Source organism: Vibrio sp. Y58_MX_L22 (assembly GCF_024181865.1).
GTDB lineage: Bacteria > Pseudomonadota > Gammaproteobacteria > Enterobacterales > Vibrionaceae > Vibrio > Vibrio alginolyticus.
Window position 1 is genome coordinate 1 of the sequence record NZ_JAMZAN010000018.1, and the last position, 25,551, is coordinate 25,551.

The 25,551-nt window shown below is 41.2% G+C and carries 17 protein-coding genes and 2 pseudogenes; 8 read left to right on the plus strand and 11 right to left on the minus strand.

What is annotated here, in order from left to right; all coding sequences use genetic code 11:
• Both NL626_RS21975 and NL626_RS21980 read right to left on the minus strand, forming a co-directional pair.
• Positions 1-327, minus strand: a pseudogene (locus NL626_RS21975) (hypothetical protein); the annotation flags it as partial.
• Entirely contained in the window at positions 327-3,440 is a 3,114-nt protein-coding gene (locus NL626_RS21980; RefSeq protein WP_253657729.1) for a helicase-related protein, read from the minus strand. The gene NL626_RS21980 and the pseudogene NL626_RS21975, both read right to left, overlap by 1 nt.
• 605 nt (positions 3,441-4,045) lie before the next feature.
• Between NL626_RS21980 and NL626_RS21985 the strand changes: the two genes are divergently transcribed.
• Entirely contained in the window at positions 4,046-5,245 is a 1,200-nt protein-coding gene (locus tag NL626_RS21985; RefSeq protein WP_017449270.1) for a ParA family protein, read from the plus strand.
• Positions 5,245-6,318, plus strand: coding sequence for a ParB family protein (locus NL626_RS21990; RefSeq protein ID WP_253657730.1), 1,074 nt, complete (start codon positions 5,245-5,247; stop codon positions 6,316-6,318). Before NL626_RS21985 ends, NL626_RS21990 begins: the two co-directional genes overlap by 1 nt.
• Positions 6,319-6,378: 60 nt before the next feature.
• On the opposite strand, the gene drmB is transcribed toward NL626_RS21990, so the two are convergent.
• The 3 genes from drmB to NL626_RS22005 are packed head-to-tail and all read right to left on the minus strand — an operon-like array spanning position 6,379 to position 14,994.
• Positions 6,379-8,241 (minus strand): DUF1998 domain-containing protein, encoded by a 1,863-nt coding sequence (gene drmB, locus NL626_RS21995; protein ID WP_253657731.1) that lies wholly within the window; start codon positions 8,239-8,241, stop codon positions 6,379-6,381.
• Complete coding sequence (locus tag NL626_RS22000; RefSeq protein WP_253657732.1) at positions 8,241-11,336, minus strand: helicase-related protein; 3,096 nt, start codon at positions 11,334-11,336, stop codon at positions 8,241-8,243. Before NL626_RS22000 ends, drmB begins: the two co-directional genes overlap by 1 nt.
• Positions 11,320-14,994, minus strand: a complete 3,675-nt coding sequence (locus NL626_RS22005; protein ID WP_253657733.1) for a UvrD-helicase domain-containing protein — start codon at positions 14,992-14,994, stop codon at positions 11,320-11,322. Before NL626_RS22005 ends, NL626_RS22000 begins: the two co-directional genes overlap by 17 nt.
• Before the next feature lie 195 nt (positions 14,995-15,189).
• On the opposite strand from NL626_RS22005, the pseudogene NL626_RS22010 reads away from it, so the two are divergent.
• Positions 15,190-15,462, plus strand: a pseudogene (locus NL626_RS22010) (ParB family protein); the annotation flags it as partial.
• A gap of 339 nt (positions 15,463-15,801) precedes the next feature.
• Here the strand turns inward: NL626_RS22010 and NL626_RS22015 are convergent.
• The 4 genes from NL626_RS22015 to NL626_RS22030 all read right to left on the minus strand — a co-directional run bounded on the left by NL626_RS22015 (position 15,802) and on the right by NL626_RS22030 (position 18,397).
• Positions 15,802-16,350 carry a Tfp pilus assembly protein FimT/FimU gene (locus NL626_RS22015; protein WP_253657734.1) on the minus strand — a complete coding sequence of 183 codons (549 nt, stop codon included), beginning with the start codon at positions 16,348-16,350 and terminating at the stop codon, positions 15,802-15,804.
• 70 nt (positions 16,351-16,420) lie between these two features.
• Positions 16,421-16,939 (minus strand): metal-dependent hydrolase, encoded by a 519-nt coding sequence (locus NL626_RS22020; RefSeq protein WP_203478737.1) that lies wholly within the window; start codon positions 16,937-16,939, stop codon positions 16,421-16,423.
• The gene (locus NL626_RS22025; protein ID WP_029843380.1) at positions 16,936-17,685 is read right to left on the minus strand and encodes a hypothetical protein; all 750 of its coding nucleotides are present in this window, start codon (positions 17,683-17,685) and stop codon (positions 16,936-16,938) included. The genes NL626_RS22020 and NL626_RS22025 overlap by 4 nt, the downstream gene beginning before the upstream one ends.
• Complete coding sequence (locus NL626_RS22030) at positions 17,675-18,397, minus strand: hypothetical protein (protein ID WP_029843382.1); 723 nt, start codon at positions 18,395-18,397, stop codon at positions 17,675-17,677. The genes NL626_RS22025 and NL626_RS22030 overlap by 11 nt, the downstream gene beginning before the upstream one ends.
• Positions 18,398-19,340: 943 nt before the next feature.
• Here NL626_RS22030 and NL626_RS22035 point away from each other — a divergent pair.
• Both NL626_RS22035 and NL626_RS22040 read left to right on the plus strand, forming a co-directional pair.
• Positions 19,341-20,414 carry a replication initiation protein gene (locus NL626_RS22035; protein WP_069490877.1) on the plus strand — a complete coding sequence of 358 codons (1,074 nt, stop codon included), beginning with the start codon at positions 19,341-19,343 and terminating at the stop codon, positions 20,412-20,414.
• Positions 20,415-21,029: 615 nt separating this feature from the next.
• Positions 21,030-21,653, plus strand: coding sequence for a recombinase family protein (locus NL626_RS22040; protein ID WP_253657735.1), 624 nt, complete (start codon positions 21,030-21,032; stop codon positions 21,651-21,653).
• Here the strand turns inward: NL626_RS22040 and NL626_RS22045 are convergent.
• Entirely contained in the window at positions 21,628-21,930 is a 303-nt protein-coding gene (locus tag NL626_RS22045; protein WP_132937355.1) for a type II toxin-antitoxin system RelE/ParE family toxin, read from the minus strand. The two genes, NL626_RS22040 and NL626_RS22045, sit on opposite strands and share 26 nt — an antisense overlap.
• On the minus strand, positions 21,930-22,190 hold the full coding sequence (locus tag NL626_RS22050; RefSeq protein WP_039470007.1) for a type II toxin-antitoxin system Phd/YefM family antitoxin: 261 nt from the start codon (positions 22,188-22,190) through the stop codon (positions 21,930-21,932). Before NL626_RS22050 ends, NL626_RS22045 begins: the two co-directional genes overlap by 1 nt.
• A 209-nt stretch (positions 22,191-22,399) precedes the next feature.
• Between NL626_RS22050 and NL626_RS22055 the strand changes: the two genes are divergently transcribed.
• From NL626_RS22055 to NL626_RS22065, 3 genes are all read left to right on the plus strand, one after another.
• Positions 22,400-22,942, plus strand: a complete 543-nt coding sequence (locus NL626_RS22055; RefSeq protein WP_253657736.1) for a recombinase family protein — start codon at positions 22,400-22,402, stop codon at positions 22,940-22,942.
• A 3-nt stretch (positions 22,943-22,945) separates the two neighbouring features.
• Positions 22,946-23,704 carry a hypothetical protein gene (locus NL626_RS22060; protein WP_253657737.1) on the plus strand — a complete coding sequence of 253 codons (759 nt, stop codon included), beginning with the start codon at positions 22,946-22,948 and terminating at the stop codon, positions 23,702-23,704.
• Positions 23,705-24,466: 762 nt separating this feature from the next.
• Complete coding sequence (locus NL626_RS22065) at positions 24,467-25,549, plus strand: ATP-binding protein (protein ID WP_140089389.1); 1,083 nt, start codon at positions 24,467-24,469, stop codon at positions 25,547-25,549.
• Positions 25,550-25,551: the final 2 nt, after the last annotated feature.

Consider the following 25,551-nt stretch of genomic DNA (forward strand, 5'->3'; position numbering starts at 1 on the left):
TCCATCTGCGTTGAGCTTACCGGTTTCTTTTTTCCAAAGTTCCATGCGTTTACAACGTGGACAGAACATCCATTTCGGGAAACGGACTGTCATTAAAGCATTATGGGGACCGACCTCATCTCTCTTATTCTTGATTACCGGCGGTTTTTTCAAAGCCCATACGCCAGCTTCGCGAGATAAACGATCAAGTTTTATCTCTTCAAGCCTTTTAGGCCAATAAATCGGGTCTGCTAATGCAAGAGATTCGTCACCAAGTTCAATGATAGAACCTGGGCCAAAAGGTGAAATCAATTGAGAACTACGGTAAGCGCGGTTTGAATCTGCCATTAGTTCTCTCCTCTAATAAACAAACAGGTTTCAGTATCGACATTTCTCATTGAATTTAGGGTACGCCACGCTTCATCATGTTGCGCACTTTCATAAGGTTGGATTAACGGTTGAAATTGCTTTTCTCCCGTGTAGTGGCTTAAAGGCTTAGACGTTCTATCACAACGTTCCTGCCATATGTCGACTAGAGATTGAAGGTATTCTAGAGTCTCGTCTTGCTCCTTTTGTGGCATACCGTCCATAGCCTTTACGATACGCTTTTTAAATACCGCCAAGAGTGTTTTGAAGTCAGAATGGGACACATCTAGGTGCCTCGCGTTTTCATTTTTTCTTAGGTAACCCGTAACTCTGACGACTGAAATTAGAGCAGCATGCAGAGCCCGTTCAAGTGCTGGTTTAGCCCAAGGGGTAATACTAGTAGGTTCAACGTAACGATATAGGGCTTGATGATAGCTTTTGAAAGTTTCGTAGTGTGAGCGATCTCGTGGCTTAGTCGGAGAGTATTGAGTGATCACAATGCCAGGAGGACGTTTTTTACTTCGTCCTACACGGCTTGAAGCCTGTATATATTCAGCAGTAGCTTTCGGCTGTCCAGCAATCACCATCATACCAAGGCGTTCAATATCCACACCGACAGAAATCATATTCGTACACGGTAATATATCGACAGCATCAGGAAAAGACTTACTTAGTTTCGTTAGTACTTCCGGTATTTTGGAGCCTTTGACACCTGCGCTAAGTTCCTCGACGCTTTCAATCTTACGAGTATCATGCATATTATTGGAAATGACTTTGATACGTTCTGGAATATCGTCGCGTCCTAGGGTCATAGTTTTACCTAGTTCTCTGCGGCTATTGTGATAAATCGGCAGGGTCCAGTAACTATCTAGTAGTTCATACTCAAACCCTAGCTCAAAAGGAGCTAAAAGAGCGGCAGCACTTGTTTGAACAAGTGAAGTTTGCCCTGTATGCCCGCTGGGCATTACACCAACATACATTCGGCCTGGTTTATCAAGTTCTTCTTTTGAAAAGAAAGAGTCGGCTTGGTCTGTCCCTGATGGAGGAAACACGTTAACTCTTCTGCCAAATAAACGTACACTTTGCTGCTCTGCCGCACGAATCGTCGCAGTTGCAGCTATTACCTTAGGCTTCTGGCCAAGGACCTCAATGATAGAATCAAAACCAGCTTCATAAATACCAGCAATGGTGCCTAAAGGACCAGAAATTAGATGTAATTCGTCTTGAATTATAAGGCTTGGAGGTAGTACTTTTTTATCTCCGAAGAAAGCCGCAGCTTCAGCCTTCCAAGTTAGGCGAGCAAATTTGTCAACCGTTCCTATTAGAAGACTAGGTGGAGAAGCATATAAGGCCTCGTCCACAACTTGTATAGGTAAGTGGTGATGAAAATCACACCCTTCATTTGGGCAGAAAAATTCAAACTTGTTATCAGGATTTGAGCGAATACCATATGAAAGATGCTCAGAGGTATAAACCTTCGGTATTATTTCAGTACCGCACCAAGGGCAATTTTGTAATTGGAAACTATTCTCTGGTTCAGGGTCGTCGCGAGTGATCACAAACTTGTTATGAGCATCTTTATAACTATTAGGTGTGCTATCCATACCTGCCCATAGGCCAAGAGAAAACTGCTCTTGGCCTAATCGAGAATCATTTTCGCGTAATTTTTCTAAAGCGCAGATTAAGCTTCCAGCTCTTTGAAACTGTTGAGATGTTAGCAAGCGTAATGTGTAGCGTTTAATAACTGCAGTGCCTGCGCCACGTTTCCCTTTAGTCAAGCGACGGTATATCATTTCCCATGCAGCAACGGCTAGGTAGGCTTCGGTTTTACCACCACCAGTAGGGAACCACAGAAGATCTACTTCTTCATGAGATTTAGGCAAATCACCAGTATCTTTGTTCGGAATAAGAGATTCTAAAACGAGCAATTGAAAGGCTAACTGGAATGGGCGCCATTTGAAGTTCTCAACAACATCATCAGCAAAGTAATCCGGGCTTACATACTCAAAGTCCTTTGACTTAGCTTCTCCGGCATACTTTTTCCCAGAATGTAGCATTTGCATCAGCATAGCCTTGTTAGCGATACGGAAGGATTCCATTGCTAATGAAGAGTTTTGTAGTCCTTTAATTCCATCCTCCATTCTTTGAGCTGCACTTTTCAATCTCTGGATAATGCGCTCTTTCGCTGCAAGATATCTACCATCTAAAACTTCGTTATCAAGCTCATTAATCCACGCTCGGTAGGCTAAAATAAGTTCTTGATATCCAGAAAGTAGTTGTTGATCAGTTGCCGCATCAACATCCGCTATTCTCGTTATGCTAAGAATGTTACTGCTGAGGTTTGGGTACTTACTCTGATCTATTTCTGTACTAAAGTCTTTCACTTCATGAGTAGGCATCGCCTCAGTGTATAATTGGGTTGGGCTTGCTTCCCCATCAAAAGACCAATCAACAGCAACACCATGCCCAACAGCCCAAGGAACCCGTTTTCTATAAGCTAAGTTCAGTTCCTGCTGCTCATCATCGAGTTTGAATCGTTCACTACTTGGGTACTCTCTGATATTACCCTCTAAAACAGAGACCTTGATACCGCACTGGTATAAACATTTTTCAGGATCTAACCGCTCACCTGAGCTTGCATTGTTTGACATTGCGATGGTTACAACCTTTCCAGAGGTTATAGGTCTTACCGTAATATCTAGACGTGCGCGTCCATCAAGTATTTCACTCTTTCGAGATACTACTTTTTGTAGATCTTCTTCATGAGATAGTTCAGAGCGTTGCCACTCAAGCATTTTCCCTTTGGTATAAGAGCCTGCTGTAATATTCAGCCGCAACGATGTATTTGCTTGGATAGCGAAAGATATAGCCATTGATGATGGTTTAAAATCATTGGCGAGAGCTTCGGTAGTTGAATCATCATCTTTGTCGTCATTTGTATCATCGATACAAGCAGCAGCAGGAAAGAGAGTCCCTATAAGGTAACGTTTATGAGGAGCATCTTTTAACCTCTCTTGCTCCCCTCCTACAGGTCCAATAAGCTGTGTTCTTAAGTAATGAATTAGCTCGAGCCTTGCTTGGGTAAATTCGTTCATTTGAATTCTCTATAGTATTTTTTTGACAGCGCCAAAGCAGAGTACCCTGTACGGTATGAATTTAAATTGAGTTGATTAACCTTATGTTTAAGGTAGCCTTCAAATTAACTTGCTTGGAAATTATTGGCATTGTGGCTTTATCTTGCTGCTTATATAATACTCAACTTATTGCAATTCAAAAAGAGTAGCCCCGTAAGTATTTCTCATCGTGTGAGGGTGCTCTACCTTATTATCGTTTACTAAAGTAGCTCCTCCCAGAGTCATGAATTCCCCCTTCTCTAAAGCTTCCAGAACCTCGGCCTTGTTTTTGCGCGGCTAAATCGGGGTGCTTAGCCAAGGCATCTCGTTCCCTTATAGCAATCTCTTCAGCTGTAGCCCTACGTACTTCTTGGGACTTTTTAAGTTCTCGAATCGCTCTAGACATGTCAAACCTCATAGGACTTTTCATTTGATATTTCATCGTACATTAATCAAACACCTCAGCAATTGACCAAAATTAAGTTATTCCCTACCACCCTCTCAAATTTTCGACATTCCATTACTTTTCATTACACACCTTAAAAATTAAGGGATATACTATTTCCAATTCCTACACGGAGGCAGAAATGGATACTCAACAGACCACCCAGAGCTTTCAATCGCTTAAACAAGGGGCTGATGCTTATATCAAGCGTCGAAACTTACGATTACTCGCGAATCACCGCAAAGAGCTGCGCAACTTCACTCGAGCAGAAGCTTCCACCTATTTAGCTATTGATGCTAAAACTCTTGATCGATATGTTACTTCTGCAGGTATCGACCCGCGTCGCCATGAGGACTCTCAATGGTCGATTGATATAGAAGAAATGTATCGTGTAAGAGACTTATTACCTGAAACCTTACGTAAAGAGCCGAAATTCCAGCGTGGTGAAAAGCAGTCAACGCAAGTTATCGTAATCCAAAACCAAAAAGGTGGTGTTGGTAAGACAGTATCTGCCGCAACTGTAGCATCGGGCTTAGCGACGGAGTTTCACCAAGAATATCGAGTAGGGTTAATCGATATGGATGGCCAGGCGACTCTATCTATGTATTACGCGCCAGAAGCTGACCAGGAAGGCAACCTTTCTGTGGGCGATCTCATTATGCGTAACTTTGACTTAGACGAGGATGAAACGTTCGAGCAAGCGGTATCTGAAGCGTTCTTAGAAACCACCATCCCCAACTTACGTATTCTTCCTGCTTCGCAAAGTGACAGAGCAATTGAAGGGTGGTTTCATGAACAAGTATTCACACATAAGCTACCATCCCCCTACTCTATTTTGGCCGACATCATCGATGCAGTAAAAGATGAATTCGACATCATCATCATTGATACGCCGCCTTCTCTAGGTTACGCGACTTACAATGCGTACTTTGCAGCAACAAGTGTTGTTTTCCCGTTATCAATTACCGAAAACGACATCGATGCTACTTGCTCATACTTTAGCTATATCCCACAAGTTTGGGCGTTGTTAGCCAATGCGAATCATCAAGGATATGATTTCATGAAGATATTACTGACAAACCATCGTGATAGCTCAACGACTACCGAGTTGATGAATAGCCTTTATGAACATTTTGCGCCTTACTTATATTCCAAAGAATTCAAGCATAGCGAAGCGATTAGACAAGCTTCTTCCTTACTTGCCACCGTTTTCGATATGTCAAAAAGCGAATACCCGAAAAGCAAATCCACTTTCCAAACGGCGCAGCAAAATGGTTATGAAGTAATTAGCCAAATTCAACGAGATATTTTGAGTGTTTGGCGCGAACAGGAGCAAGCATAATGGCAAAAAAACGTGGTGGTAGTCCACTAGGTAATACACCAGGCGCAGTTGAGGCTCAACAGTCAGCAGCAAAAGCGAACCTGACCACATTAACGCAACAGCTAACAGTGGAATTGGATAAAGCCGGCACTAATGCAGCTGAGTTTTTGCGAGAACAGTTTGGAATTGAGTCTGTCGGTCAAAGCGTGGTTTGGCAGTTAGCGTCGGGGAATAGCGCGACCTTCAATGAAGTGACCCTGTCATACGAACAAGTTCGTGATGAGACGTTTGTTACCTTTGATGTGAACGGACGCGATCAATCGCTTCTTACGGCAGAATCTCTATCTGACTTGAACTCCCTTGAGTTTCAACAGTTCTACCCTGCTGTAGGTCGGCAAATCGATGGCAAGATTGATGTGTTAGATGGCTCTCGCCGTCGAGCTTGGTTCTTACTTCAAGAAGGTCGAGTTAAAACATTCCGTATCCTTGTTACTCAAAATGAAATCTCTGTAAGTGATGCTAAGGCTTTGGCCAAGCAGCTACAAACTGCCAAAGAACATAACCTGCGTGAAATTGGACAACAATGCATCGCCATCAAATCGGCCAACAAAGAGATAACTCAGGCTGAGATTGCGAAACAAGTTGGGCTTAGCCAAGCCGGTGTAAGTAAAGCGATGAAAGCGGCCAGTATCGACGAGAAGCTGGTTAAGCTATTTCCGATTGTAAATGCCCTTTCACACCCAGATTATGCCCTACTCGATAAGGTAATGAAGGCCTGCGAAGACAAAAAACAACTTACTGACTTCGTAAAGAAGATCGAAAAAAGTCTTGTCAATATTCAGGCTGAATATTCGCTTGAGGATCAGAAAGACGCCATTGTTTCTGCTATCAAAGCTGAGCTAAAAGTAGCAGAAACAAAGAAAAAGTCAGACAAAGCGGAAGTCACTCCCCTCGCCCAATTCGATAGCAAAGGCATGTTTGCACGTAAACGCGTTAAGGGTCGCAACTTCTCATATGAGTTTGGAAGGTTATCAAAAAGTGTGCAAGAAGCATTAGATGTCGCAATTGCCCAAGTTTTAGACAAACACAAGTAAGTTACCACTTACTCCTGAGGGTGGTGTTTAAATCATAAAAAAGCGCCAGCAGGCGCTTTTTTAAACTAACAAATCAGAAAACAACCCTATAGATGGTTTATCTAAAGTACCTATAACCAATCCTCTGTCCAAAAACATATTCCTCAACTCACAAGATGTTTCTGAAACTAAAGCACATGCATGGCACGCTGCAAGGTTAAGAGCTTCACTACCTTGACCTTCACTATCAATACATAAAGGATCGGACGAGCACCATTCCGCATCACGTAATGCATTGATTAATGTGTTCACAAAATTCTTTGGTTTACCCTGTCTTACCAAGCCACCAAGAGTGCCATCTGAGGCAGCCGATGCTGTTGAAATTAATACTCCGCAGTAATCGTCTGCACAGTATATTCTCTCCTTCAATGAGGCACTGGAATATCCACATTCTAACGATAATTGCCTGATCAATAGGTGCGATAGAGTGTGTAGCATGACTAATCTTGCTGTAGGTTCAAGAACATCGCCATCCATAGCATTTCCTTGACTAGAACGCAGATAGTTTCGTGATAATAACCCCACTCTTTCTATAACTTCGGGACGTTTCTCCCAAATAGCTAGTGCTTTCTGATCAATTTCTATGTAAATGCCTTCGCCTTTATTCTCTATAGCTGGTAACCACCCTTTAAAGCCCATAGAAATCGGTGCACATCTTGATGCGAATCTATTTGAAGTCATTGGGCTTTCTAAGCGAGTAAAACCACGAAACGCAATAACCTCACGTAATCGATGAACTAGTGATACTTGCTCAATAATCTTTGCCGCACTTTGATTCACCTCACCAATTTCATTGGAAGAAATTACCTCCAATTCAAAATCATCACTTCCTTGGCTATCGTCATCAAAATCATCTTCTGGATAATTGACTAGCAATGCTTCCCTTTCTTCTGCTTTGCGCTCAGCTTCTGTGCGAGCAGATCTTACAGAGTTCTTTAACGCTTCTAATGCTTTTTCAACTTGCTCATCGTCAAATGAAGAAAAGTCTGGGAACTTGGCAACCATCTCTACTACGTTTTTTGCAGTCAACGCCCCCTTCAAATAAAGTTGTGTAAAGTTTTTGAATTCAGCTCGATTTAATAGCTGCAATAGTCGACTCGAATTTGGAGGAATCGAAATTGTAGATGCTGTTACAGGGAAATAAACGTTCGAAGCTCCTCTCAAAAGACCTCTAACATGATGGCTACATGCCTCAGGCTCACGCAGCCAAGGACGATTTCCTCTACAAGATATTCTCTCGAGAGCCTTTTCACTTAGAGCACCACTTAAAGAGTTATTAGCTCCGCAATCACAGTGTACGACTAGGCCATCGAGGCCTGTCTTCTTCTCTTTTGACTCAAGCCATAAACGAGGTTGCTCACAAAACTTACTATTTTTATGGGCCCAATATTCCCACGGAAAATCATCTAGGTGGTGTTTTGATACGCCGCCTTGCTTTCCAGGATTGAAACATACACTAACTAAACGAGTCGGAATTCCCCACCCAGAGCAATTGTTACTGGCACAGCTTGGTATACCGTCTTGTTTTTCTTCAAATTGTTTACCTATAATCCCTAAGCGATGACATTGACTACATTCTAACCACCTAGGGAATCGCTTCGCTGGAACATAAGTATTATCATCCCCACTCGGCGGTGATTTCAATTCGTCTACACCAAGTAGCTTACAAAGATCTGGCTCACTAACGGAAGGGAGCCTATCTACAGGCCAAGAATCTAACCCGCATACAATGGCAGATGTCGTCCTCGTTTGCTGCCCCTTTTGAGAGCGAATTTCAAGCATGGATCCGATACCAAAGGTATTGATACTCTGGCTCAGATTAATCATGCCTTCTGGGTATTTTTTCTTTGGCGCTAGTCTTTTTTTGTTTCTAAAGCTACTCATTATTCAGTATCCCGAATATACATACTAATTTTTACTTGCCCTTCAACATCTCTCACCGAGCGTTGCATCTCCCATGGGTCATCTCCTAACTCTTTAGATTTGATTAAGAAATTGTCTTGATCCTTCTTCCCATTGGCTGTCCACTTGAGTTTCCCGCATGCTCTCTCAGCTTTATTTTTCCAGTCAAAGAGAATGTCATTCAAGTGAATCTTTGTGTCGTCAACCTCTTCTGGCTCTGTCTGCTCTACTCGATCGCAAATGACATCGATTAACTCGCGCACCTTTGTTCGTAGATCTTGCTCTATGATTCTTCCTGCACTGTCATTCTCAGAAAACTCCGGTATACACAGCCTAACCATTGCAATTAATGCGGAATGTAAAGCACGATCTCTCGCTCTAGAAGCAAATGGTGTAACGCTAGAGGACTCCACATGTCGATAGAAAGAGCTATGATAAGTAAAGAATTTTTCGTAATGAGAACGGTCTCTAGAGCGCGTCCAGTTGTACAGAGTAAACACGATCCCAGCAGTGCCAGTTTCTCGGCCTACCCTACTAGAGGCCTGAATATATTCGGAAGTGTTCTTTGGCTGACCGTTAACTATCATGGCTCCTAAACGCGACACATCAACACCAACAGAAATCATATTCGTGGCTAATACAGCATCGATTGGTTCTCTATCATTAGACATGTCTACAGGCCAACTTACGTCTAGCTCTTCTAACACTTCTGGGACTTCGTCTGATGTGAGTTTACTAGTCAGTTCACTAAATCTTTTTATTTTTCTACGTCTAATTCCCTCGTCAATACTGAGAGCACCGATGTATTTCGGGATATCATCTTCTAACAAAAGAAGGGATCCCCCAAGCTCCCGCATACTGTTGAAATACATAACTAATGTGTAAAAGTAGTCTCTAACTTTTTCATTTGTATATTCAGTAGCCTGCAAACAGTTACCAGCCAAACGAGACAAGGTATGCTTTGGCGATCGGCCTTGGGCATGAATACCTACATACATACGGCCTGGATTTTTCCTATCACTTTGATAGAAAAACGAGTCGTCAACATGAATTCCAGGAGATGGAAATTGCATGGATTTACGATCAAATAACTTACGTACTTGGGTTTCAGCTCTTCTTATCGTTGCCGTTGAACCAACTATTTTCACTTTTGCTCCTTTCATCGAAGCCACATGGTCAATAGCTGTTTCAAACAGTGCTGTAACAGTGCCTAATGCGTCACTAATTAGGTGCAGCTCATCTTGAATGATAAGTTGTAACGGAGCCGCTTTAGTATAGCGGCCCAATAATCGGCCCATTTCCGGTGTGAACGGCATATTTGCGAACTTATCTACCGTACCGATAACAAATGTAGGCGGAGTATCATACATTTGCTCATCGACGATAATGATCGGCAGTGGTTTATCTTTGCTGTTGTAATCGCAAAGTTCGCTGCTACACCACGTGATAAGTTTATTTTGTTCTATCTTTTGGTTTGCCGTAGATAGTGTGCCTCCACAAGCAGGACAACGCTTCAACGGCAACGTTGTCTTTTCTGAACTCCCATCTGATTCGAGTACAACGGCAACCTCTTTCATTTTATTCGGAATGGCAGAACCACCCACAAACAGCCCAATATCAAAATCCTTATAAGCTTTGATCTCTTCGACTGTAGACTTGATTCTATTAGCAGCACATATCATCAAAGCTGCCCTTTCGAATTGTTGTATCGTAAGCAACCTCAAGGTGTATCGAGTAATAACTGCCGTGCCGGCAGCTTCTTCTTCACTAGAAGCTGTCAAGTATCTAAAGAAAAATAAGACAGCCGTCAAACCAAGATATGCTTCCGTCTTACCACCACCTGTAGGGAACCATATAAGTTCCATTACATCACGATCTTTATGTTGCGGATCTATCGTAGATGGTAATGCCAAAAGAATGAAAGCTATCTGAAATGGGCGCCAACTAGGCTCAAAATCAAATGTTTTGCCTTTTTTCAAAACACTCATTTTTATGTTTTCTCTGATAGTTAAGTTCGCAAGTTGAAAGGATTTAAAAACCTTATTATTTTTGTGGTTCTTCAATAACTTAATCCCTTCTTCAATTCGTTTGCATTGCTCTCGGCAATTCTCTAAATTGAGGTTTGCTATTGAAAGCATTTTTTCTTTTCGGTCACCGCTAAAAGCATTTCCAACGTTATTTAAAGATCTAGCTTGTGACTCTATCCATTTCGAATATAAAGAAGGTAGTTTTTCCAACTCTTGAATAACGAGGTCTTTCGGCTGATTGCCTAAAAATTCCATGGAAAGCAACTTTGTATCATTGAGTTCAGAAATTTCAGGAGATGCTTTATATACTTCACTTGTTGGAATCCAAGTTGTGCTTATCAACTTAGGGCTCTTTCCCTCCCATTGAACCGCACAACCATGCCCAGTGGCGTAATGAACATAGTCTCTATAGATCAACTCATGTTGCCAAAACTCTGGGTCATTTTTTGCAATGTTGTCCTTTAAAGGAGCTGAGCTTAACCCACACTCTGAAAAAATAGACATTTCCGCTTGGTAAAGATACCCCTCACCGTAACTCGCGGATTTATTCTTTCTATTGACTAAAGTGAAGGTGAGCGCATAACGATCTCCCATATCCTTAGACTTAAGGCTAACGATGACACTCTCAACTTCAATAATCGAATGTGTTTTTTGAATAGCGGTTTTATCTAACTCAATAGTTTTATTAAATGGCTTTCTTTGCCATGCACGTTTACCAACTTCACTATACGTGGCCCAGCTCATATTTAAACTAATCTGTTCTATGGATTTTTCTAGATAACATGTGAATCCCAAAGCACTTTGAGCAGCAGCATTAGCTAGGTCCATAAAACCATCATTCTCGCTAGGGTCTGGTAGCTGTTCTTCCTCATACTCAGCCAGAGACACTTTCTGTCCTGCAGGAACAAGGATTCCTGTGTGATAACGGTCCCACGGAGCATCATCTTCCAATAGCTCTTCATCTTCAAAAGGACCAACCATCTGTCTTTTAACTTCATCAAGGAAGAGAGCTCGAGACTCTTCATGCTCATTTTTATAAATCTTTTGCATTCCAAAAACCTTCAAAAACAGGAACTTTAATAAAACAGGTAGGCCCCAATATATTTTCTAAACGGGGTGATTCACCAACATAAACAAACGTTGCAAAATGGTCAGGGACAACTTCCTTTGGAACATAACTAGGCCCTTTAAGCTCACGACAGTATTCGAGTCGAGGCAATCGATAAATCTTAACTTGCTTACCATTTGGTAAAGTTGAAACAACAAATGCTTTTCCCTCGAGATACGTAACTTTAAATTTAGCCTCGGAGGACATTAGAAATTCCATGTCACTGCTGCACAAACTACTAGCATCAGGAAAAAAGCTTTTAAGCTCTATTTCACGAACTCCTTCTAGAAAATAGCTTCCTTCATGTTTATAAAGAGCTTTAGCTCTGTTTTTCTTCAACTTGGGCCAACGGCTCTTTTCTAAGAAAGAAAATTTCTCTTGCGCTCGCGTAACTGCAACATAAAACTCGTTGAGAGATTCGCTTTTCTTTTCAAATATATGTTCATCGGTCTGATATATAACTTGAGGGTATTGCAACCCTTTAGCCTTATGAACAGTACTAATCATTATTGTCCGAGAGTCTAGATCTGACGTCACTCCGCCTCTTTCTTCAACAATTCGAACCAGTAGTTCAACTTTTACTTTATCTGCGTCACATGCCCCCAGTTTTTCAAGATATTTCCATTCCTTTTCTCCTGAAGAACATACATTGTGCTGGCAACGCTGAATAAACGTAGAACGTGACATAGAGGTTTGTTTCCAACCTTTAAACACATCAAACAGCCAGCTAGGAACTGTAATTCGGTCAGCTCCCTGATTGATATGAACTTTTTTTCCTGCTTTAGTTAGAAGCCTCTTCGCTAACAAGCAGTCAATGTTCCGAGAACAAAGAAGAGCACTACCCTCTTGTACATTCGCTAAACCAACAAAGCCCGCAAAATCCCTACCATCTATAGAAGAGCCGAGGCCAAGCATTTGGGCTCTCAACTGTTCGACTCTTACTCTCTGTTCCTTAGTTTTAAAACGATAACTTTCTGTTAGTTCCACTTTTACTAGCTTACTAGCAGCGAGCTTTTCAAATTCGAATTTGAACTTTTCATTAGTGGTTTTGCTAGAGCCTTTCTTAAGCTGGAAGTTCATAATCTGCTGGCAAGGATCACCAAGCAGGTTTACTGCCCCTTTTCGACGCTTTACCAACTTAGTTAACTCGATAACTAAATCTGCCCTGCAACCAACTAAGTCTTGGTACTCATCAATATAAATCCATCTAAGCTCGTCAATAAGAGAGCTTCCGCCCTTATATCCATCGATTAGCAGTGCTTTGACTTTTGTTATATTGGCATCAAAGTCATCAGAAGGACCAATATCGGTGCTGTCACTTAACACTCGGTAAGCAAATGCATCAAAAGTCATGACCCGAACTAAATCTATGTTCTTCTGAGCTGAAGAACTTCTAAAATCAGCGATTCTTTGCTTCAACTCATTTACAGCGTTGCGCGTAAAACTTAAAACTAGTACTTTCCGCGCATCATAAAACTGTTCTATTTGAGCAAGGTGTGAATCCAATTTATTAATGATACTGTGCGTTTTTCCACAACCAGGAGGAGCATCAACAATAGCGAACTTCTCGTTCGGAAGTTTGTAGAAAGCCTCTTTCCCAGTTAACTTGTCTTCATTAGATTCTTCAATCAAACCAGCTTGGTAAAACTCTTTTAAAACCTTCACCGCCTTCTTATCAACATGCGTGAACATTTCATTATTTGCAGCCAAAAAATCACCGACAGTGGGATGTATGCTTAGATTCAGGTCTACTAGGCTTTTTATTTCCGATAGTTCGCTAGGTAAAGGAATTGATTCCAAAAGAGTACTTCGACCAAACTGTGACTTAGGTTTCGCTGTTAGTTTAGTTGGAACAATTTCTTTTTTGACATCTTCTTTAGTTTTACCTTTGCTCAAGAAGTAATTTTTTAAGAGCACAATCTGTTTTATTTCGCTTTCGTTACAACAAATTAGCCTTTCTAAAATCAGTTTTTCTTTGTAGAAACGATGGATATGTGCAGTTTTCAATATCAAGTTGTGAAATGAACGAGGAGCCTGCGACAAACTAAACTTGCCTTGGATAGATATGTCCCTATCTTCTACGATAAAGTCATCTTCAATTTCTTGCTCGAAACATTCTCCCCTATCCACTTCCTCGGCATTAAAGACACTAGCAATCAGCTTCGATGAGTCAGACTTATCTTTAAATACCACTTCCGGTTCTGAGTTAGAGGGTTCTGATAAACGTTGTTTGCAGAACATTCTTATACCTAACAATTCAGCTTTGTTAATCCCGAAAAAGGTACTCTTTTCTTTCAATAATTTGCCAACACTCATACTCCCATCGAACGTGAGAATATCTGATTGAGCTTTAGCTAACCGAGGCGGCAATTTAACTACCGAGAGTAGAGTTTCATCTGAAAACTCTTGACTGTTCAACTCTTCGACCGAATACCTTTTGATAGGATTTTTCTTTACTTCTTTAGGCTCGAACTGATGACCTGATAATTGCTTCCTTAGACGAATAAGAAGCCTTAACTCCAATTCAGATAGATTGGGGTAATGGCAGAGAGCAAGCCTTTCCTTCTTGAAGCGATGAATATGTTCAGTTTTTCTTACTAATTCAATAAACTCGTCGGAAACATCAGATAATGTGAAGCTACTAATCTCCTCCCCTGTCACCTTTTTCGACTCAACAATTAACTTCTCGGCTTCTTGATTGCTTTCAACGTCTTGCTCTGTGAAAACAACAGGCCTCTTGAGGCGGTTTTTACAAAAAACTTTGAGCGCGTTGAGTTCATGCGACTTAACAGACTTAGTTCTAACGGAGGGTAACTCCCCAACAGTTAAAGTTGGGTTACTTCTGAGCAAAATATCTCTAACATGCCCTAATTCATTGGGTAAGTGGATATTCGATATAGAAGTTGATTCACAGACCTTTTGCTCATGCAATTGTTTTAAAAAAGGACTTACTTTAACAGCAACGACTCGAGGCTCATTCTCGACATTACTCTTTGCAGACTCTTTACTTTTCGCCACATCGAGAGAAATTGTTTTTCTATGCTCTACCTCTCCCCTTGTGATCTTATTTGAGCTATTCGCGTTGTAGAGAGACTTTTGGCTCTGGCCAACATCAGTGTCGCTAACATCGCCAGAACTATTACCCAATTTATTTAGAATACTAGACTTGAGTCGAGCTAAACGTTTACGTTCAGAAGCTGGAAGCAAGCTAGGCTCGATTGTAACCAATACATCAATTTGAAACTTATGCATCTGAGAAATTGATTGGGCAAAACCTCGCAAAGAAACAGGCACATCTGTTAAGCCAAAAACATTTGTAATAGATTTCGTACATGATGTCTTTGTGGCTTTATCTTTCGGTAGACAAGCATGTTTCTCTTTTCTATCGGCTTCAGACCCTTCATTTAATACATGGTTTCTTGAATCAATTTGTCTTAATGCCTGATGAAGTTTAATTTGTAGGTTTTGAACACCTTTTGTGGTGCGACGAAAAGTTAACTCATAAAGCAGATCGCTAATGAGCTCTTTTGTCGGGTTAGAGTTTAAAAACTTATCTTCTATGTGATTAAAATAGAGATCTATATATGGTCTTTTACGCATCAGTCTAGCTCTGTTGCACGTTCACTCCACAACGAAAACAACACGCATCCATTCAATTAATAATTACAGCATGGCGCCCTATTAAATCATTACTTTTTACGCCAATAGTTACTATAGTACTAATTGAATAGCAAAGGGTTGATATAGATTAGATTCAAAGCATAAGATTTAAGATGTAACTTGCAAGCCTAAAGTGTCAATATTCAGGCTGAATATTCGCTGGAAGACCAGAAAGACGCAATTGTTGTAGCGATCAAAAATGAGCTAAAAGTCGCAGAAGCGAAGAAAGGGACAGACAAAGCGGAAGTCACTCCCCTCGTCCAATTCGATAGCAAAGGCATGTTTGCACGTAAACGCGTTAAAGGGAGAAATTTCTCGTATGAGTTCGGGCGGCTTTCAAAAGGAATACAGGAAAAGCTCGATGAGGCAATACAAAAGGTTTTAATGGAAGAGAGTAACAATGAGTAATGAGTATTACCCTTTACAAGTTGAGCTTCTGGAGCACTCTAGATCAATAAAATCTCAGGCTATGACTATTATTCTAAAAAAGCTACCTGATGGCAAAGATTTAGAAAGTCTCCAAGTATTATAATCTATGATCAATAGTATTGATAAGCTTGAGCTAGACTTTAAAGAGAGCCTGAAATCTAGTGGAAGTTTGGATAAAAAACTGAAACTTATACAAGATATCTATACGGAATCTAATGCTCTACTTTCCTTTATAAAACACTAATAAAAATAGATTTATTCATGTAAAACGTCATTTTTCAATGACGTTTTTTAAAATTAAAATTTATAAAGAGTAACTTAACACTCTTTCAATCCATACTGCTCCCCTACTGTACTACAAAAGTATGTCCTTCCTACTAGATGCATTTTCAACGCAACTTTCTTATCAGGCTCAACTGAAATTTTCATAATCTCACTGTAGCTATCGCTATCTAACGTCGAGTGAATTAATTCAGGTAACCCTCGTACAGCATCTAGCTTAATAACGTTTTGTGGATAGGATTGCTCTAAGACGACCTCATCAAATACTCGTCCTTTTAACACCAACATGGCGTTAGTGGTACAGTCACTGATAGTGTCGGACAGGGACAAAACCAAGCAACGCTCTGTTGGGTCTATGTTAGATAGCTCTCGCAAATGAATATATACGGGCATATTTCTAAAAACAGCTTCACTTTTAGCCATGATAAGTAACCCTGCAAGTTCATCTTTAACCGTATTGATTCGAGAGCTTTTCAATATTTGAGAAAAGTTTGGCGCAGCAAAAAGCAATAAGGCCCCTAATACACTAATCGTGATGATGAGTTCTATAAGTGTAAACCCCCGTTGGTAAGCTCTATTTAACATGAGTTACTCCCTAATTACTCCGCTTTGATTTGTCATTATTCAGCCTGAATAATGACAAACATTGTTTAATTTAAATGAATCTAAATCGGTTAGTTTTCCACTCTAACGCATCAATTAATCCACTCTCATACATCCCTGCCCAGTCGTAAAAAAATGGTGCAAACCCCTGCCCTCCAGTGATATGTGAAAAAGCGATACAAACTATCACTACGCCAGCAGAGATTGCGTATTCCACAGGGTCACCGGTTCTAAACCGCCCACCAAATAAATGAAACCGTCTGTCACTGTATGGCGAAAATGGCACTCCTGACACCGTCATTGCGTCAGTTAAAATATGGCTTACGCCCCCCCAAGCGAACGCCATGCCAATCCCTTGATAGTCCCATATAAAAGTAAATACGAGTGCCACAACGAGCCAATGGGTAAAAACATGGGTAGGGCCTCGATGTTTTATATGCCGACCGACGACCTTAGCAACATATTCAAGCCAGTCAGGTGCCGTGGCACCTAATACACAAACAGGTACATGAGGGGGTGAGATAACGGCACAAATCGACCCAGCAATAAGCCCATGATTCAGCCACTTCATTGAGTCACCTTCGATTTAGAATGAGGTGGGAGGTAGGCAAGCTTTTGCAAATACTGGTTTACACTGTCGCTGTAGGAACTCTCACACAATGCAACTAGTGCCAGTCGATGCTCGACGATTTTAGCTTCATGAGCTAAAACGTCTCGATGTGAGCTCGCGACTTTTTCAAGTAGTGCCACTTGCTCGTTCACGTTCGCCACACCTTGGGCAACCCGCTGCTGTGAACGAGCTTCAAGTGATAGGTAGAGCCCCATCAAGCGGTAAGCGTAGTTTCTATCAGCGAGAGCTTGTGTGAAGGAAGCAACCGACGTCGCTGTGGCGGTTCTACGTTGGTACTCCCATTGCCGCTCTCGAGATTGCTCCGTCGTAGAGTAGAGCGGCATTTTTCCAACAATTCCGACATAGTGTTCTGAGATTTCAGGCCAATCATCACTGTTGTATTCATCTAAGTTCGTCCTCATTCCCGCGACAAGGTTTAAGTCGAGTTTGAATTTACTCTTCTCTGGGTAACAGTTGAGTACGGTCTGAAAGATAGCATCCGGGTCAATCTTAGGCGCAGGCTTAAGAGCAGGAGTGGAGGTGTTGTAATGAGGAGCATCGCCTTTCAATGTCGGCAATTCGAAAGGCTTAATCTCCGGTGGCTGCGCTGTTGGTTCATCCCAGGGTGTAGAAATCCCCCAATCATTGGCGTAAGCCACGGGGCAGAACAGGAAACACAGCACTAAAAGGCTATACTTAATCGGCACGCGTAGACCTCCGTCCGCTACCAAGCATTTGTAAGCCGCCAATCACGGCTCCAGCTTCCCATGCGCCCGCAACAACGCATAAAGCAACCATGAACCAAATTAAAGCTTTCGTTGTGTCATAACTGACATCACTCTCTAAATTGATGCGCTGTGGTTCACGTCTTTCAACGATGGGACGAATTGACGGGGGAAGGCGTCCTTCTTCACTACACGCCATCAACCAAACCTTGGCAGACAGTAAACATTTTCGTGCAATCTGAGCTTTGCGACCTGTCAACTTATGAGCATCATCAATGAAAAGCAAAGATTGAGTATCAACTAGGTAATCTGCCAATAAGTCCGCTTTCAATTGGAGATTAAGTTTGCTCCAAGGAGTAAAATAAGTACCTTCTTCTTGGCTACTTGCATACCATTTTTCAATCCCTTTAACCTCAACCCAGCTAGATAATGGCATTAGCCCTTCAAGCAAAACCGGTTGTGGTTTCTTTCCCCAAATTTCATGTCGGCTATCGCGCAATCGTGTAAGCCAACGGCTTTTACCAGAGTCATGAGCTCCGGTAATAAGTTGGCACTGAGTTCTGCGTAAGCTCGTTTCTTTCCTATCTCGACTTGGTGCAAAGCGGCGAGGGGAGTCTACGATCAAAGGGGTTACATAACGGGTCCCATCTTTTCGCTGACGTTTATGATCGGTTCTAAGTTTTAAAAATCGCATGCTCTTCTTTCCTAACCGCTACAGCATACAAGCGAAGAAAAACAAAAAAAGCGAGGCCTAGTTTCCTGCGAACAACTCAAAATAAAAATGTAATTGCGTTGTTTATTGATGCAGTTAAAAAGCAGCGTGAAGAAAAAGTGAAGTGGACGAGGAACATGGGTTAAATTCGCGCAGCTCCGCAAGTTTCAAACCGAAGGAAAGGGGTAAACAATCTGATGATGAATATCAATGATCGATAATTGATGAAGTGATCGAAATTAACGACCGTATTTTTCGCGCATAAGAGGTCTATGACGGGGCTGGGTGATGCTAAACTATAGCGTTAGCATCAACCTCACTTTCCATCATAAAAAGCACAGATTATTGGTTTTTCTTCGTGATGATTTATCAGGTGCGATTTACTGTGACAGATTAGTTAGGGCTGGGCCTAGTCACACGGCTCGCCACACCGCTGCAGGTAGAGGCGTTACTCTCTTCCGTTTCCTATACTGGTTTGTGTACCGACTTAACCAACCTTACAGACAGGCATATCACCATAGAACCTGTTTATCGATCGTTCATACCACACCATTGTCCAATCACGTCCCCCGTAGACGACATCACGTTGTCACTTACCCATTGCTTTCATCAAACAAGCTTGATGACCTCCCATTTATTTCACGTCGCTGGCGTATTTATCCGCAACGACAGAGACGGTAAGAATCTCCATAAACTCTTTTGTCTTTATGCCTCTCCCACAGTTAAAAGGAGCATGAAGTTATAACGAGAGGGTTAGTGCGCAAAAAGAGTAGGGTATAGGATCCGATCAAGTCAGAGATCTTTGGACATGATGATCATATCAATTACATAGCATTAAATGACATTATTTAGGCTAGGTAATTCCTCCATTACCTAAAACATGTCATAATTACCTAAATATTGTTATCTATGGACATAGTGTGAAATGAGTGATGAAGAGTATTTTTATCCAGTCGTAAGCGATAACTTACCAAAGCACATAAAGAAGGGTCATCAACTGGTTTTCAGTCGACAAGATTTATCGGCAAGAGAAGCAGATATGTTCGCTTTAATGATCGCACATATGAAAGCGGCGGACTGGGAACAAAAAACCCCTCATTACGAATTCACTTCGCATCAACTATCAGAATGGTTAGGTGTCGAGTCTAAACATATTGGTAGTAACTTAAGCCCAGTAGCAAACCGCTTAGCCAGTAGAAAAATAGGCATCAAAGTCGACACATCGAAAGGTGATATAGAGTTTGATTATCGGCCGCTATTTAAGCACATCGCTTATAAAAACGGTGTGCTTACTATGGTTCCTAACGATATGCTGAAATCAGAGTATATTGAATATAATCAAGGTTTTGCTCTCATTAACACTCGCAATTTCTTTGACGTTAAAAAAGAATATTCCAAACGCTTATACGAACTACTTAGCCGCTTTAAAGATAAAGGCTTTGAGATGCACACACAAAAGTTAAGTGAGCTCAAAGGAATCTTTGGCCTTCTGGATGAAGCTGGTAAGTTAAAGAAAGATAAAAGCTCTTTTAAAAACAACAGTGTGTTTATGAAGCGTTGTATTCGTGAAAGTATCAAAGAGCTTTCCGAGCATCCTCAGATCAGCAAAGAGCTTCTATTTTTAGAAAGTAGTCAAGGGGATAAAGGCTTTGAGGTTGTTAAAAAAGGACGAACAATTACCGGGATAAAGTTTCTTTTCCGTTGGATAAAGTTAGGCACAATAGATGAGCTAAACCAACATGAAGCAATGAAAACCATTAAGGATCTAGAGCTAAAAAGGCTTCAAAACCAGGTTCGCCTCACCGAATCCGAACTGGAGTCATTAGCTATCGCCTACCGTTACGTCGGTAAAGAAAGTCATGCATTGAAAGTCGAGGAAAGCCTCTCAAGGCGGCACTTAACTCAAGACGAACAAAACCATGAAGATGACAACGAGCTAGAATCTTTGATTGAGAAAATAGAGACACTTTCAGAACTAAGTGATAGCCCAGATTACTAATTTCGAATAGAAGACATTTTCTAGGTATTTCGATCTCATTAATGACATATTTTAGGCAACAAAGAGTGATTCAAGACACAATTTAGGTGTTTTGGTGATAAGGCTCCTATAGATTCAAACTCTAGAAAGGGGAACTCATAAGAATACATGTCATAACAAAGAATAACGCCTTGTTTAAACTAAAATATGTCAGCATTCAGAAGTAAACACCTAAAATGTGTCATTAGTAAACCTGATATGTGATCAATAACACCTAGAATATGTTACCAATGAACCTAAAAAATGATCATCAACACCTAAAATTAGATCATAATCACCTAAATCTTGTTATCCCAACACCTAAAAGATGATCATAAAACATGATTAAACCCATACAAATCAATACTTTGTGAAGGCTATAGGTTTTATAGATTTATACTTTACATAGAGTAGTATAGTTAAATATAGATCTTTATAGTTTGTGTGGATAACTGGAAAATCAAAGATTTACACAGTTACCCACGACAACGATCAATTTCATTTTTCTTCTTAATAAATTTTTATCCAGTCACATTTTAGGTAAGAACAACCAATTTAGTTCTCATCCCTTGCTATAACGTGAGAAAAGGAGGTGGTATGTCTAATTATGCATATCTACGTGTTTCAAGCGATAGTCAAGATGTGGCAAACCAAAAGCATGGTATCTATGAGTACTGTAATAAGGTTGGGTTAGCTAATTTATGTTTTGTTGAAGATGTTATTACAGGCAAAAAAAAGTGGCATCAACGTAAGCTCGGTCAGCTAATAGAGGGAATGGGAACAGGGGATAAACTCATTTTTTCAGAAGTGAGCCGTATAGCTCGCTCAACACTTCAAGTGTTAGAGGTTCTTGAAGTCTGCATGGCAAAAGGTATTGATGTATACATTGCCAAGCAGAACATGCAACTAGATGGATCCATGCAAGCAAAAATCACAGCAACGGTTCTCGGACTTGCGGCAGAAATTGAACGAGAGTTTATTTCTATGCGGACTAAAGAAGCATTAGCGGCCAGAAAAAAAGCCGGCGTTATCTTAGGTCGTCCTAAAGGAGAGGCGGAAAAACTCAAACTGGACCCTAAAAGAGAGCTGATTGAAAAGTACTTAGCTATGGGGCTTGGGATCCGTCCAACAGCTAAACTTATCGATGAAGCTCCAAGCACGCTACGCGATTACATTAAACGAAGAAAGATAAAAGCTATATCTGTTGCTGGAAATGTTTAGCAGGAGACATATTTCGGCCAAGAACCGCAGCAACCACAATATGGTCAGATTTTTTTATGTAGTAAATTACATGATGTTTTAATGGAAAGCGACAATAGCCTGTTCCCAGTTCGGGCATATCGATACCAATCAACTCGTTGTTAGCTAATAGTGCCATCGAACGCTTTAGTTCCCCGAAGTAATTAGTCCACTGTGCGCTACCCCAATTTTCAAGAGTGTAACGACGAATATCGACTAGGTCAGTTTGTGCGGCAGGAGAAAGTTTATATTGTGCCATCAGTCAAACTTGCCCTGGTCCAATTCGTTCATAAATGTTTCACCATCGACCAAATCGCCATTTGCGATATCTCGCTCAGCTTGTTCAAAACGTGATTTCACCATCGCCATTTTCAAAGCTTCAAGTTGTTCGTATTCTTCACATGACATGACGACCGCCACCGGTGAGCCATTTTTACTAATTTGTACTGGTTCTCGCTGTACTTTCATCAATAAATCACCAAATTTAGTTTTCGCGGTATTTGCGGTTAATGATTGCATAACGTGCTCCTTTTTTTTCTTATTATAAACGAATCGTTCGATTCATACGAATCATTTGAAGTGAGTCCGATACAGATTGTGTCCATAAAGGTGTACCTTTGTGGACAGTTGCGAGACTGCATCACAAATTTGTACATTTAGTCTTATAAATATTTAGTGTACATGTACACTATTGAAATTACCTCTTAATGTTCACTTTGGATGCAAATATGAACCTTGGCTATGCACGAGTCAGTACTGATGACCAAAATCTTGATGTTCAGCTCTCCCAGCTTAAAAAAATTGGCTGTGAGAAGATTTTCCAAGAAAAAGCCAGTGGAAAATCGACGGAGCGTGAAGCTTTGGCGAGATTAATTGATTTCGCTAGGGAAGGGGATGTCGTACATGTAACCAAAGTGGATCGGATTGCCCGAAATACTATCGATGCATTGCAAGTTGCCGATCAGCTGTCAGAAAAAGGCGCAGGATTGGTGTTCCATGATCTCGGTGATTTAGACATCAATAGTGATGTAGGTCGTGTTATTTATACCACCATTTCCGCCTTCGCAGAAATGGAAAGAAAACGTATTTTACAGCGCTGTAACGAGGGTAGGGAGCGCGCAAAAGAAGAGGGGCGGCATCTTGGCCGATTTCCTAATAAAACATTGCACAAGCGCATACAAGAACTTGCTGCGCAGGGAATAAACAAGCATGCCATCAGTAAAGAGCTAGGGTGTAGCCGGACTACTGTATATAAGGTGCTAGGGAAATAATGCATGTCTAATTGGCGAACGTTGAATGACGGTAGAAAAGTTATGGTCCAAGGCGCAGGGCCTAGTGAGAGTGTTTCCGAGATATCAAAGAGCTTTAAAAACCCAGAGTCACTGGTGAGAATGCGTGGGAAGCCAATTCGCGAGCAAGGTAAAATATTTTCTACTTTGTGCTTTTGGTGTAGAGCACCTGTTTACTTTGTCGAGAATTCAAACAATGGGGGCTGCTTTTTAGCTGACCGAACACCCTCTGACGGTGGCTGGAAAGTTCATTCATGCTGGCTTGTAAATAAGGGGACAGATAAGAGCGCTGTAATTAGACACTATCGTCAAAAAATAAAAGAGAAAAAACAGCTTAAAAATACTCAAAAGAACACAAATAGAACCAAGAAAAAGAAACAAATCTTCGATTACGAACTTATAAACAAAATTAGAAAACTACGCCTCTATAGCTCACACAAGAAGTTCCCCAAGTTTTTTGTAGCAAACTTTGAACTGATTGAAGTAAATACTCAAATCTTGATAAATAAAAAAAGCTATCAAGTAGCTCAGTTTAGAGACAGAGGTTACTTGATTAGAGCGTTGCTCCAAAGTGAATCTTTCCCTAACGGTTTATTGGGACAAAGGAGTTGTATGATCTCCCTAAAGGTTAAAAAAATGGGTAAAGAAAAACTTCCGATTATCTCAGAGATATTCGCTCAGGATAAAGTATTCATCGTCCTACCCAAAAAAGTTAAGTCCTTTGAAGTAAGAGAGTTACAGTAAGGTTGGCCTTGCTAACCATTCCAGCCCAGTCTGGCCACAACCTACCCGTTGTCACAAAAAAGCATGTCATGGCCTAAGCGCGTGCCACTGCGTGACACAAGCCATCACATAAATGTCACAGCGGGCAGGGCGGCACAGCCAGGTCTTCCATAGCAAGGCCGCTTAAAAGATCTATTACCAACCCCCATCCCCCAAGCTTGGGGGTATGTGCGTAAATTTAACATAATGTGGAATAATGCAAAATTGCACGTGCCTATCGCCAGCAAGCTGCCGGGCACTGGGCAACTTCAAGCATTATTGGACATTATGTGTAAATTGCCGCCACCGCACTGAAAAGCGTGCTCTAAGGTAGCCAGCAGAGCTGGCGCGGTTTGTCTGCCTTGCCCAAAAAGACGGGCAAAGCAGGGTGACGCATCAAAACACAAACAATGTGTTTTGATGCGGGTGAGGTCAGCGTTTTATGATTCAGCACTTGCGGTACGTTCGTTGTTGTCCGTTCCGGCCAATCCATAAAAGGCGCAAGCTATTTTATGGCGTACCACCACATCCCCCGCCCACCCAATGCTGCGCCCCGTTCTTTGGTTATCGCAAGGCTCGTATGGCCTTTGATTTTTTGTGTTTAGTTTGGCATTAGTGCTCGTTATTTAAAGGCGCAGCGGTGGTCGTGTCGTGGTGCTTTCATAGTTGTTTAGTTTAAGCGGATTGAAAAACAAGTATATAGCCATATATTATCTTAGTTGACATAGGCTTATGAGAATCCTGATGGAATCGGCAATTCAAAATCTTTTGAGAAAACAACCTGGGTTGAAAGCGAAAAAAATAGCGTCTGAGCTGGGCTTAGAGCGCAGAAAAGTGAACTCGTTCTTGCATGCTAATTCTTCTACTTTTATCCAAAATAAGGACTATGAGTGGTCCCTTTCAAATAAAGTATTGAAAGTGGTCTTCCCTGTTCCTGCATATAACTGGTTAACTTCCGATGGTTTTGAAGAGGTAGTAAAGCAATACAGTGATTTGTGGGGCCAGGACACCTCTGAAATCGAAATGACTTTTCTTGGTGGGAGCTTCTTACTGGACTCATTGAGCAGACTGCTTGCTCTTGTTAATCAATTAAGCTATTCAGGTAAGTCTATTTCTCTCGATTTCAGCGCATGTGATAAATCTTTTTCTTACTTGTGTCGCATTGGTTTTTTTGAATTGATAGACCCAAGCGTTGCTGTTGTTCCCGATGTAAAAGATGCATCTTGTTACTATGGCCATAACAGTAAAGTTATGGAGTTCGGTGTCATTAATCCAGAAGAGCCAGATGAGCGCATTCCCGTCCAACTTAAACAAGCATTCATAGAACAGGCTGGTAAAAAGCATTCCAATGCCGCTTTCACTATGATCTCTGAACTTTTTGGTAACGTTCGGGATCACTCTAAATCACCTATTGATGGTTTCGCTGCTCTTCAGGTTTACTCGAAAACTAATAAAATACAAACCGTTATATCAGACAGTGGCGTGGGGATTGCGAATTCGCTACGACATGTTCTTAAAGAGCGTTATCCAGAAATATATCAAGAGTTTAAAGCCGCTAATGCTGAAAATGATGCATTGTTGATTAAACGTGTTTTTGAACAAGGCCGCATAAGCAGCGCAGAAGATAACCCTGATGAAAGTCGAGGTTTAGGGCTAAAAAGGAGTGGTGATATTGCCGCCAAGTTTAATGCAAAAATACACATAAGGCAGGAATCTTTCGAGCTAACCCTTATCTATTCTGAGGGGAAACTCGCCGATCATGAAGTGAGTTATGGCTTGCAAAAATTATGCGGTTCGCATATTTGTTTTGACTTTTCTCTTGATTAATT